This window comes from Aeribacillus sp. FSL K6-1121 (assembly GCF_038003725.1).
Taxonomy (GTDB): Bacteria; Bacillota; Bacilli; order Bacillales; family Aeribacillaceae; genus Aeribacillus; species Aeribacillus composti.
On record NZ_JBBOPS010000001.1, the window covers coordinates 3,247,423 to 3,259,146 of the forward strand.

At 38.6% G+C, this 11,724-nt stretch carries 9 protein-coding genes and 2 tRNA genes; all 11 read left to right on the forward strand.

The window, feature by feature from the left end; translation table 11 throughout:
• Positions 1 to 6 precede the first annotated feature (6 nt).
• Positions 7 to 1,983: a DHH family phosphoesterase gene (locus NSQ61_RS15925; RefSeq protein WP_063387763.1), complete on the forward strand. Its 1,977-nt coding sequence runs from the start codon at positions 7 to 9 to the stop codon at positions 1,981 to 1,983.
• A complete protein-coding gene (gene rplI, locus NSQ61_RS15930; protein ID WP_063387764.1) occupies positions 1,980 to 2,426 on the forward strand; it encodes a 50S ribosomal protein L9 in 447 nt (148 codons plus the stop codon). The genes NSQ61_RS15925 and rplI overlap by 4 nt, the downstream gene beginning before the upstream one ends.
• Positions 2,427 to 2,540: 114 nt before the next feature.
• Positions 2,541 to 3,911, forward strand: a complete 1,371-nt coding sequence (dnaB, locus tag NSQ61_RS15935; protein ID WP_063387765.1) for a replicative DNA helicase — start codon at positions 2,541 to 2,543, stop codon at positions 3,909 to 3,911.
• Positions 3,912 to 4,065: 154 nt separating this feature from the next.
• Entirely contained in the window at positions 4,066 to 5,358 is a 1,293-nt protein-coding gene (locus NSQ61_RS15940) for an adenylosuccinate synthase (RefSeq protein ID WP_063387766.1), read from the forward strand.
• A gap of 216 nt (positions 5,359 to 5,574) precedes the next feature.
• A tRNA-Lys gene (locus NSQ61_RS15945) sits at positions 5,575 to 5,650 on the forward strand.
• A gap of 104 nt (positions 5,651 to 5,754) precedes the next feature.
• Positions 5,755 to 5,827 (forward strand) — tRNA-Phe (locus NSQ61_RS15950).
• 309 nt (positions 5,828 to 6,136) lie between these two features.
• Positions 6,137 to 6,850 carry a response regulator YycF gene (gene yycF / locus NSQ61_RS15955; protein WP_063387767.1) on the forward strand — a complete coding sequence of 238 codons (714 nt, stop codon included), beginning with the start codon at positions 6,137 to 6,139 and terminating at the stop codon, positions 6,848 to 6,850.
• A gap of 2 nt (positions 6,851 to 6,852) precedes the next feature.
• Positions 6,853 to 8,685: a cell wall metabolism sensor histidine kinase WalK gene (gene walK / locus NSQ61_RS15960; protein WP_066251764.1), complete on the forward strand. Its 1,833-nt coding sequence runs from the start codon at positions 6,853 to 6,855 to the stop codon at positions 8,683 to 8,685.
• Positions 8,682 to 10,025: a YycH family regulatory protein gene (locus NSQ61_RS15965; protein ID WP_339193711.1), complete on the forward strand. Its 1,344-nt coding sequence runs from the start codon at positions 8,682 to 8,684 to the stop codon at positions 10,023 to 10,025. The genes walK and NSQ61_RS15965 overlap by 4 nt, the downstream gene beginning before the upstream one ends.
• Positions 10,012 to 10,827 carry a two-component system regulatory protein YycI gene (locus tag NSQ61_RS15970; RefSeq protein WP_094244808.1) on the forward strand — a complete coding sequence of 272 codons (816 nt, stop codon included), beginning with the start codon at positions 10,012 to 10,014 and terminating at the stop codon, positions 10,825 to 10,827. The genes NSQ61_RS15965 and NSQ61_RS15970 overlap by 14 nt, the downstream gene beginning before the upstream one ends.
• 9 nt (positions 10,828 to 10,836) lie before the next feature.
• Positions 10,837 to 11,631, forward strand: coding sequence for an MBL fold metallo-hydrolase (locus NSQ61_RS15975; protein WP_130158225.1), 795 nt, complete (start codon positions 10,837 to 10,839; stop codon positions 11,629 to 11,631).
• Positions 11,632 to 11,724: the final 93 nt, after the last annotated feature.

Genomic DNA, 11,724 nt, shown 5'->3' on the forward strand with positions numbered 1-11,724 from the left:
AATAAAATGCCGAGTTTTTTTGAAAAACCTTTATTCTTTTACCCGTTATACGCACTCATTGGCGTAATAGCGGCAATGATCGGTTTTCTGTTATTTTATAATTGGGTGATTGGCTGTATTAGCGCAATCGTTGCAGGTTGTCTGTTGTTTTTTTTCTTTTATGCTGTTAAACGATTGAAATTGGAATTGGAACATTCTATTTCTGATTTAACGTTTCGTTTGAAAAAAGCTGGCGATGAAGTTTTTATGAAGATGCCGATTGGCATTATGCTTATCAACGATCAATTTGCCGTGGAATGGGTCAATCCATTTTTAGCTTCATATTTTAAGAACGACAAGCTGGTCGGTCGTCCTCTTGACGAAATTTCTGAAACATTAAAAGTGTTATTTCAAAAAGGGATAGATTCCGATATCGTGACTCTTCAAAACCGTAAATTTCGCGTCATTGTCAAAAAAGAAGAAAGGCTTCTTTATTTTTTTGATGAAACGGACCACACGGAACTAAAAAAGCAGTATGAAAGCGAACGGATTGTTTTAGCTTATATATTTTTAGATAATTATGATGAAATCGCACAAGGGCTCGACGATCAAAAGCGGAGCAATTTAAACAGTCTTGTGACATCCATATTAAATAAATGGGCAGTCGATAACGGTATTTTTTTAAAAAGAGTTTCCTCTGAACGTTTTATTGCGGTTTTTAATGAAAAAATTTTGGCTGAGCTTGAAAAAACGAAATTTTCTATTTTAGATGAAGTCAGAGAAAAAGCGGTTATTCAAAATGTTTCTCTCACCTTAAGCATCGGGATTGGAGCCGGCATTAAAGATCTGTCTGAATTGGGGCATCTGGCGCAGTCGAGTCTAGATCTTGCCTTAGGCCGCGGAGGAGACCAAGTTGCTATTAAACGGGGAAATGGCAAGGTTAAATTTTACGGCGGACAAACAAATCCGATCGAAAAACGCACACGCGTTAGAGCTCGAGTGATTTCCCATGCATTAAAAGAAATCATTCGTGAAAGTGATAAAGTATTTATTATGGGTCATAAAAATCCTGACATGGATTCAATTGGTTCAGCAATTGGAATATTGAAGGTGGCGCAAATCAATCATAAAGAAGGTTTTATTGTTGTAAACCATGAAGAATTCGGCCAAGGACTTCAAAAGCTTGTGGAGGAAGTAAAGAAGGACGCTGAGTTATGGTCCAGATTCATCACTCCGGATGAAGCCCTGAATATTGCAACAGATCATTCTCTTCTCGTGATTCTAGATACGAATAAACCTTCAATGGTGGCTGAACAAAAATTGCTGAGCGAAATTGACCATGTAGTAGTCATTGACCATCATCGCAGGGGAGAAGAATTTATTCAAGATCCACTGCTTGTTTATATAGAACCTTATGCATCATCTACATCTGAACTTGTTACGGAAATTTTAGTATATCAGCCTGCAGAATTTAAAATGAGTACAATAGAGGCAACTGCATTGTTGGCAGGTATTACGGTAGATACAAAATGCTTCACGCTTCGAACAGGCTCTAGAACATTCGATGCGGCGTCTTATTTGCGATCAAAAGGAGCGGATACAATCCTTGTCCAAAAATTGTTGAAAGAGGATATTCAACAATTTGTTCAACGTGCCAAGTTCATTCAAAACACAGAGATTATGAATAATGGGGTTGCAATAGCAAAAGCAGATCGAGAAGATGAATATTACGATCAAGTGATCATTGCTCAGGCAGCTGACACTCTTTTATCAATGAACGGCGTATTGGCGTCGTTTGTCATTGCGAAGCGTGATGAACATACAGTCGGTATTAGTGCTAGATCATTGGGCGATTTTAATGTTCAATTAATAATGGAAGCACTTGGAGGTGGAGGGCATTTAACAAATGCCGCGACCCAGTTGGAGCATGTTACGATAAATGAAGCAGAAAAACGATTAAAAGAAGCTGTTCAACAATATTTAGAAGGGAGAAATGAAGAATGAAAGTGATTTTTTTACAAGATGTAAAGGGGAAAGGGAAAAAAGGTGAAGTAAAAAATGTAGCTGACGGCTATGCCCAAAATTATCTTTTTAAAAAAGGTTTGGCTGTTGAAGCGACGAGTGCCAATTTAAAACAGCTGGAAGCGCAAAAGAAAAAAGAAGAAAAAGAGGCAGCGGAAGAATTAGCGCAGGCAAAAAAATTAAAAGAACAGCTTGAAAAAATCACGGTTGAATTAAAAGCGAAAGCCGGTGAGGGCGGAAGATTATTTGGTTCTGTAACAAGCAAACAAATTGCTGATCAATTAAAAAAAGCACATAATATTCAAATCGATAAACGGAAGATTGATCTTCCAGATGCGATTCGTTCTTTAGGCTATACAAATGTTCCGATTAAGCTTCATTCGGAAGTGACGGCGACATTAAAGGTACATGTTACAGAAGAATAATGGCAAGGAGCAATGTGGTATTATGGAAAGAAGTTGATCTTGAAGTAATGCCACATTTCTCTTTATACTTTTTGGAGAAAAAATTTATGTGTCCACGGTAAGGCGGTGATCATCTTGAATGATCTTCTGGTCAGTGATCGAATTCCACCACAAAATATAGAAGCAGAGCAGGCAGTGCTTGGGGCAATTTTTTTAGAACCTGAAGCGCTTATGTTAGCTTCCGAAATATTAGTTCCTGAAGATTTTTATCGATCCAGCCATCAAAAGATTTTTCAATCGATGTTGAGGCTTTCGGAAAAAGGAGAGCCCGTCGATTTAGTAACTGTGACAAAAGACTTGGCGGATGCGAAAATTTTGGAAGAGGTTGGCGGGGTTTCTTATTTAAGCGATTTAGCGGGATCCGTTCCTACAGCAGCAAATATCGAATATTATGCGAAAATTGTTGAAGAAAAATCGATATTAAGAAGACTTATACGAACAGCAACGGCTATAGCTCAAGAAGGCTATAATCGGGAAGACGATGTGGAAACACTTTTAACAGAAGCCGAAAAAAGCATCATGGAAGTGGCGCAGCGGAGAAAAGCCGGATTGTTTCAAAACATTAAAGATATTCTTGTTCGAACATACGATAAAATTGAAATGCTCCACAATCGCAAAGGGGAAATAACAGGAATTCCTACAGGCTTTTCCGAATTGGATCGTATGACGGCCGGCTTTCAGCGAAATGATTTAATTATCGTAGCGGCCCGCCCGTCTGTCGGTAAAACTGCATTTGCCTTAAACATCGCTCAAAATGTTGCGACGAAAACGGACGAAAATGTAGCGATTTTTAGCTTGGAAATGGGTGCGGAACAGCTTGTCATGCGTATGCTTTGCGCAGAAGGAAACATAGATGCCCAAAATTTGCGAACGGGAAATTTAACCCCGGATGATTGGGGAAAGTTGACGATGGCAATGGGGAGTTTATCAAATGCCGGCATTTATATTGATGATACACCTGGCATAAGAGTGAGTGATATTCGCGCCAAATGCAGACGGTTAAAACAGGAAAAGGGCCTTGGTTTAATTATCATAGATTATTTGCAATTAATTCAAGGAAGCGGGCGGAATCGGGAAAACCGCCAGCAGGAAGTTTCGGAAATATCAAGATCTCTTAAGGCTTTGGCACGTGAATTGGAAGTGCCGGTCATCGCATTATCCCAGCTATCACGAAGCGTCGAGCAGCGTCAAGATAAACGCCCGATGATGTCAGATATTCGGGAGTCCGGTAGTATTGAGCAGGATGCAGATATCGTCGCCTTTTTATACAGAGATGATTACTACAATACGGAATCAGAAAACAAAAATATTATTGAAATCATTATAGCCAAGCAGCGGAACGGCCCTGTAGGAACTGTTCAGCTTGCATTTGTAAAAGAATATAATAAATTTGTAAATCTTGAAAGAAGATATGAAGACGATCATATTCCTCCTGCTGTCTCTTGATGAGGCAGTTGTTTTTTGTAAGCATCTTATATAACACGAACAAAATATTTAATAATAAAGTGAACGTTCGGATTTTATTGACTCTACTTGCTACAATTGGTAGAATAAACTTGTTTCTTTGTATTGGATTTTTGGTGAACACGGAGGTGCACACATGTCATCAGTTGTTGTTGTTGGTACACAATGGGGGGATGAAGGAAAAGGGAAAATAACCGATTTCCTTTCTCAAAATGCGGAAGTGATCGCCCGTTACCAAGGTGGAAACAATGCTGGCCATACAATCAAATTTAACGGTGAAACATATAAACTGCATTTAATCCCATCCGGTATTTTTTATCAAGATAAAATTTGTGTCATCGGAAACGGAATGGTTGTCGATCCTAAAGCGCTGGTAGAAGAGTTGAACGGTTTGCATAAACGGGGAATTCAAACAAATAATCTGCGAATTTCCAACCGCGCTCACGTCATTTTGCCTTATCATTTAAAATTGGATGAAGTGGAAGAAGAACGAAAAGGAGCCAACAAGATCGGGACGACGAAAAAAGGAATAGGTCCAGCCTATATGGATAAAGCAGCCCGTATTGGCATCCGCATCGCCGATTTATTGGATCGTGAAGTCTTTGAAGAAAAATTGAGAAGAAATTTAGAAGAAAAAAATCGCCTGTTTGAAAAAGTATACGAAGTTGAAGGGTTTAAACTGGAAGAGATTTTAAATGAATACTACGAGTACGGCCAACAAATCAAACAATATGTATGCGACACATCTGTTGTGCTGAACGACGCGCTTGATGAAGGACGCCGTGTTTTATTTGAAGGCGCTCAAGGTGTTATGCTTGATATCGATCAAGGTACATATCCTTTTGTTACATCTTCCAATCCAGTAGCAGGCGGTGTGACAATTGGAGCAGGTGTAGGTCCTACGAAAATTAAACATGTTGTCGGCGTATCAAAAGCTTATACAACTCGTGTAGGAGACGGTCCGTTTCCGACAGAGCTCCACGATGAAATTGGCGATCAAATTCGTGAAGTTGGACGGGAATATGGTACAACAACAGGACGTCCGCGTCGAGTGGGCTGGTTTGACAGCGTTGTTGTTCGCCATGCGCGCCGGGTAAGCGGAATAACTGATTTATCTTTAAATTCCATCGATGTATTGACAGGAATCGAAACATTAAAAATATGCATCGCCTACAAATACAAAGGTGAAATTTTAGAAGAATTTCCAGCAAGTTTAAAAGTACTTGCACAGTGCGAACCTGTCTATGAGGAATTGCCGGGTTGGAAGGAAGACATTACGGGGGCAAAAAGCTTGGACGATCTTCCTGACAATGCACGCCATTATGTTGAACGGATTTCCCAGTTAACAGGTATCCCACTTTCCATCTTTTCAGTTGGTCCAGATCGTTCACAAACAAATGTTGTCCGCAGTGTATACAGTCCAATATAATAAACTTGGAGGGATCGGCTGTTCCCTCTTTTTTTTGTGAAATTAAAAAAAATCGTTGTTTTGTCCCTCTAGAAATGATATTATTATACACGTCTTGAGAAAAATGAGCGTATTGGCTCCGAACTGTTCGCACAATGCATCTAACATCCTCGAAAAAGCTAGAAGAGGAAGGGACATCTGACAAATGAAAAATGGATTAGAAGAAAAAAATTTTATGAGCCATTAGCTCAGTCGGTAGAGCATCTGACTTTTAATCAGAGGGTCGGAGGTTCGAATCCTCCATGGCTCACCATTACAATCGAGAAATATTATACAAGCTGCCTCACATTCGAGAATCCACATATATGAAAGGCTTGAGAGAGGGAAAAAGAGTTCGCATTCTTGAAAACTTTACACGGCTCGGTAGCTCAGTCGGTAGAGCAAAGGACTGAAAATCCTTGTGTCGGCGGTTCGATTCCGTCCCGAGCCACTTCATACGCACGGTTTATCCGTGCTATTTTTGGCTATAAGTATGTTAAACCAAAATTGGTAACATTTGTGGTTGTAAATAGAAATTTGATTTCTCATCTCAAGCTGTTACAATAAGATAAAAATTGATATAATAGGTTTGATAGGAATTTACAGGGGTTTACTCTAAGTTCCAAAACCTATTGAATTTAAGACCTCTAGCAATAGCTAGGGGTTTTCTGCTTGTTTTTTCCATTTGTATTGAAAGTTGATGATGAGATGAATGTAATCGTGGTAAAGTAAAGTTAATAGATCAAAAGGGGAGAAAATGATGGAAAATAAAAAAATATTAGTTGTTGATGACGAAAAACCAATTGCAGATATATTAGAGTTTAATCTTAAAAAAGAAGGTTTTGATGTATACTGTGCTTATGACGGAACAAGCGCGATTGAAATGGTGGAAGAAATTAAACCTGACTTGATATTGTTAGATATTATGCTTCCCAGCAAGGATGGAATGGAAGTGTGCCGGGAAGTTCGAAAAAAATATGAAATGCCGATTATTATGCTGACTGCGAAAGATTCAGAAATCGATAAAGTACTTGGTCTGGAGCTTGGTGCTGATGATTATGTGACAAAACCATTCAGCACAAGAGAGCTCTTGGCAAGGGTAAAGGCAAATTTACGAAGACAGCAAACAAATGCTGCAAGGGAAGCGGCTTCTGAACAGTCGGAAATTCAAATCGGCTCTCTCGTTATTCATCCTGATGCATATGTCGTTTCAAAACGGGGAGAAACGATCGAGCTTACTCATCGTGAGTTTGAATTGCTTCACTATTTAGCGAAGCACATTGGACAGGTCATGACCCGAGAGCATTTGCTGCAAACCGTTTGGGGATATGACTATTTCGGAGACGTCAGAACTGTAGATGTCACGGTTAGAAGACTTAGGGAAAAAATTGAAGACAACCCAAGTCATCCAATATGGATTGTGACAAGAAGAGGGGTAGGTTATTATTTGCGCAATCCTGAACAGGAGCAGTGAACATGTATAGCAGTCGAGTGAGTTTTTTCCGTTCGATACATTTTAAAATTGTGCTGATCTATGTGCTTCTGATTATTTTGGCTATGCAAATCATCGGTATTTACTTCGTTAAGGAATTGGAATCTTCTCTTATAGAAAATTTTAAATCTTCCCTTTCGCAGCGGATTGATTTGCTGGCTTACCAGATTGAGCAAGCGATGACGAATGAAGAAGTGGACGAATCATTGAATATGGAAGATGAGATATCTGCTATTTTGCAAGATTTTAAACGGGAGGAAATTCATGAAGTTCGCGTAGTGGACCAAGATGCGCGTGTCATCGGGACATCTGATTACAACAAAGATGTGATCGGGAAAAGAACAACTGAAAATATGATTAAACGGACTTTAATCGTCGGTTCGCCTGAAAGCAATATTTTGCTTGATCCGCAAACGAAGCATCGAATGTACGTATCAGCGACTCCGATCGTCACAGATTATAAACGAGAAACAATTGGCGTTGTTTATGTCGTTGCCTCAATGGAGGAAGTTTTTTCACAATTGCGGACGATTAACAAAATTTTTGCAACAGGCACAGGGATGTCCCTTCTTATTACCGCGGCGCTAGGAATTTTTCTTGCCCGCACTATAACCCGTCCGTTGTCAGATATGAGAAGGCAAGCGTTGGAGCTGGCAAAAGGGAATTTTTCCAGAAAAGTAAAAGTGTATGGAGAAGATGAAATTGGACAGCTTGCATTAACGTTCAATCATCTCACGGAAAAATTGGAGGAAGCACAGGAAACAACTGAAGAAGAGCGCAGAAAGCTGGCGTCTATTATTACTCATATGACAGAAGGTGTCATAGCTACAGATCGGCATGGAAAAGTAATTGTCATGAACAATCCGGCCCATGAAATGTTGAATGTTTCACGTGAAACAGCCTTAGGAAAATCAATTGTGGAGCTTTTAGATTTAACGGATGAATGTACTTTTGAAGATTTAGTGAACCAGCAAGAACCGATGCTGTTAGATTTCAGCACAGAGGAAAAACCGTATATATTACGAATCAGCTTTTCTACAATACAAATTGATGAAGATCATATTAACGGATTGATTGCAGTAGTTTACGATGTAACAGAGCAGGAACGAATCAACCAAGAGCGGCGTGAATTTGTCGCAAACGTTTCTCATGAGCTGCGGACGCCGCTTACTACAATGCGCAGTTATTTGGAAGCATTGGCGGAAGGGGCTTGGAAAGACGAAACGATCGCACCAAAATTTTTACAAGTGACGCAAAACGAAACGGAGCGGATGATTAGGCTTGTTAATGACTTGCTCCAGCTATCAAAACTAGATAGTAAAGATTATCAATTAAATAAAGACATGGTGAATTTCACAGACTTTTTCCACAAAATTATTGATCGTTTTGAAATGTCTAAGCAGCAGCATGTCACATTTGTACGAAACATTCCGAAAAAAAGCCTTTATGTAGAAATTGAACCCGATAAAATTACGCAAGTGCTCGATAATATTATTTCCAATGCTTTGAAATATTCTCCTGAAGGCGGAAAAATCTCTTTTCAAGTAAAAGAACAAGTTGACCATATTGAAGTCAGTGTAAAAGATGAAGGCATTGGAATTCCAAAAGAAAGTGTGAAAAAAATTTTTGAACGTTTTTATCGTGTTGATAAGGCTAGATCACGCAAAATGGGCGGAACCGGTCTTGGTCTTGCAATTGCAAAAGAGATGGTGGAAGCACACGGAGGAGAAATTTGGGTGGAAAGTGAAGAAGGAAAAGGCACGACTGTATTTTTCACATTGCCATATGAACAGAACCAAGAGGATGATTGGCTATGAACCGGGAAACGATAAAATCCATTATTTTAACATTTTTAGTGCTGACAAGTTTATTCTTCACCTGGAATATTTGGACATATCAGCCAAACTACGGGGAAATTTCAAACTCCAACTATATTGAAAACAACCCGTTAAGTAATGTAACAAAAAAGCCTTATGAAGTCGTGCAGCCGGATCATATTATGATTCATGAAAAAATAAAACATTACGCAACTTATGACGAAATCGTCATCGAAAGACTTTGGAAGGATATTCGTCAGTGGGAGCTAGAGGAATTCAAAAATATTTCTGGAGAGATTGAAAAGCAATATGGTTTTAATCAATGGATAAACAGGGAAATACATAATTCAACCCCTAACTTTGAAGTTATTTTTAACGACTCGATTCCGATGTCAGCCCTCTTATCAATAACCGACTGGACGGATGAAGAAGATTTCAATATAGAATTTGATCGGATTTACATTCCTCTGACAAACGAGAAAGCGAACCGAAAACTTTATTTAGTCGACTACGAGCATAAATATGTTGTAGAAGCACAGGTGAAAACCGTTTTAAGCAATTTGTGGACGGAAGTGTATAAAGAAAAAGAAAACTTTGAAAGCTACGTGTTTTGGAACGGATTATTTTTGCCTGAAAAGCCGTTTCCGATTCATCGCCTTCAATATTTTACAAAATCAATGAGCGGTGAGCAGTTTAAAAATGCATTGTTTAATGATCCAAGTTATGTAAAACGGGATGTCAATGCTTCCGAATTTGTGTATACAGACAGCTCCCGTCAGCTTGTCATCAACGAAGATAAAGAAAGGGTTGTTTACGTTAATCCGACAATTGACCAGTCTTTAACGACGGAAAAAGGAAAATTGATCTTGCAGAGCATTGATTTTTTGAACAAACATGGCGGTTGGCTGTCAGGATTAAATGATTATCGCTTCGAAAAAACGGATCAAGAACAGAAAATTTATTTTCGTCTAACGGTTCGAAATTTGCCAGTATTTTCGTTCAGCGATTCGCATTATTCGATCACGACGATCATGCAAAGCTGGGGAAAGAATGATATTGCCTTATATCAGCGTCCGTTATTTTATTTGGATGGTTTTATCCGGGAAGATAAAACGACTTTACCTAAAGCAGCAGATATAATTGAAGCTATTAAGGATAATCCAAGCATTGAAGCCGACAAAATAAAACGTATTTTTCCCGCTTATGACATACAACAGTCGTCACGGCAAAATATCGTAAATTTGGAGCCGATATGGTGCATTGAACTCGAAAACGATAAATATCAAAGGCTGAATGTGAAAAAAGCGGGTAAAGGAGGGGAAGGTATTGGATTGGAGTAAAACGAAAACGGTGTTTATTATTGCCTTCCTGATCCTTGATATTTATTTAGCTTTTCAGTATGTTGAAAAAATCAAAAGCTCCAAATATGATATGATCACGAAAACGACGATTGAAGAGCAGTTTGCAGCGGAAAATATACAATTTGGGAAGCTTCCAAAAGAAGTAATAGAAGGTTCTTATATAACGGCAGAAAGCAAAATATTTAAGGAAGAAGAAATCGAACAACTGAAAAATCAAAAGCCGATGCTGCCTGATGAGGAGTTGACTCGTTCGGTAACAAAGCTTCGGATGAGTTTTGACAAACCGATTCCAATTGTAGGAGAAAGTATCGAAAATAAGATCAAGCAAATTTTAACAACACAAATCATTGCGGGCAGTCAATACAAGTTTTGGCGCTACAGCAAAGAAACAAGGGAAATTATTTGTCTACAGGAATACAAAGGAAAAATTATTTTTCAAGATGTAAGTGATGGAATCGGTATGATTGTCTTTTATTTAAATGATAAAAATGAAATTGTGTCTTATCAGCAAACATTGCTAGAAGATATAAAAGAATTGGAGAAGCAGGAAATATTGCCTGCGATTAAAGCATTGGAAGCTCTTTATGAAAAAAATGATTTGAAATCTAACAGTAAAGTAACCGATGTAGAATACGGATATTACACACAATACCCGCTGTCGGAACAGCAAATTTTGGCTCCGACATGGCATGTAGTTGTCAATAAAACAGAAGATTATTATGTGAATGCATTGGAAGGTCAGGTCATTAAACCGGAGAAAGAGAATAATAATTTGGAGTGAGTGAAGGAAATGAGCCTTAATTTCAGTGTTCTTGCGAGCGGCAGCACAGGGAATGCCATTTATGTAGAAACAGATGAACATTCCCTGTTAATCGATGCAGGATTAAGTGGTAAACAAATGGAAAATTTGTTTCAAGAAATTCAACGGGACATAAAAAATTTAAGCGGTATATTAGTCACCCATGAGCATAGCGATCACATCAAGGGACTTGGAATTTTAGCGAGAAAATACGAAATTCCGATTTTCGCGAATGAAAAAACGTGGAAAGCAATGGAGAGAGAAATCGGCGAAATTCATTTAGAACAAAAGTTTACTTTTGAAATCGGCGAAACGAAATCGTTTGGAAGTTTAGAGGTTGAATCATTTGGCGTTTCCCATGATGCAGCAGAACCAATGTTTTTTGTGTTTCACCACCGTGGAAAAAAACTAGCGTTAATTACTGATACTGGATATGTAAGCGACAGAATGAAAGGGATCATACGCGGTGCAGATGTTTTTATTTTTGAAAGCAACCATGACGTAGAAATGCTGCGAATGTGCCGGTATCCTTGGAATGTAAAACGAAGAATTTTATCTGATGTTGGACATGTTTCAAATGAAGATGCTGCACTTGCTATGGCTGATGTCATTGGCGACAAGACGAAACGAATTTATTTGGCGCATTTAAGTAAAGAAAATAATATGAAAGAGCTCGCACGAATGTCTGTCCAGCAAGTATTAGAGAAAAAAGGATTCGTTGTCGGAGAACAATTTGAATTATATGATACAGATCCAAAGAAACCGACGCCTCTCGTAGCTGTTTAAATGTTTGAATTTCCCCATCGTTGGGTATGTTAATGTTGTCATATATTTTTCCTGCCAGCTCGCGTTATACTATAATAATGTAGATAAAATCAT

Bases quoted from the DNA above. Each gene is read 5' to 3' on its own strand.
- NSQ61_RS15975 (WP_130158225.1), top strand. From the start codon at position 10,837: ATGAGCCTTAATTTCAGTGTTCTTGCGAGCGGCAGCACAGGGAATGCC.
- NSQ61_RS15965 (WP_339193711.1), top strand. From the start codon at position 8,682: ATGAACCGGGAAACGATAAAATCCATTATTTTAACATTTTTAGTGCTG.
- rplI (WP_063387764.1), top strand. From the start codon at position 1,980: ATGAAAGTGATTTTTTTACAAGATGTAAAGGGGAAAGGGAAAAAAGGT.
- NSQ61_RS15925 (WP_063387763.1), top strand. From the start codon at position 7: ATGCCGAGTTTTTTTGAAAAACCTTTATTCTTTTACCCGTTATACGCA.
- walK (WP_066251764.1), top strand. From the start codon at position 6,853: ATGTATAGCAGTCGAGTGAGTTTTTTCCGTTCGATACATTTTAAAATT.
- yycF (WP_063387767.1), top strand. From the start codon at position 6,137: ATGGAAAATAAAAAAATATTAGTTGTTGATGACGAAAAACCAATTGCA.
- NSQ61_RS15940 (WP_063387766.1), top strand. From the start codon at position 4,066: ATGTCATCAGTTGTTGTTGTTGGTACACAATGGGGGGATGAAGGAAAA.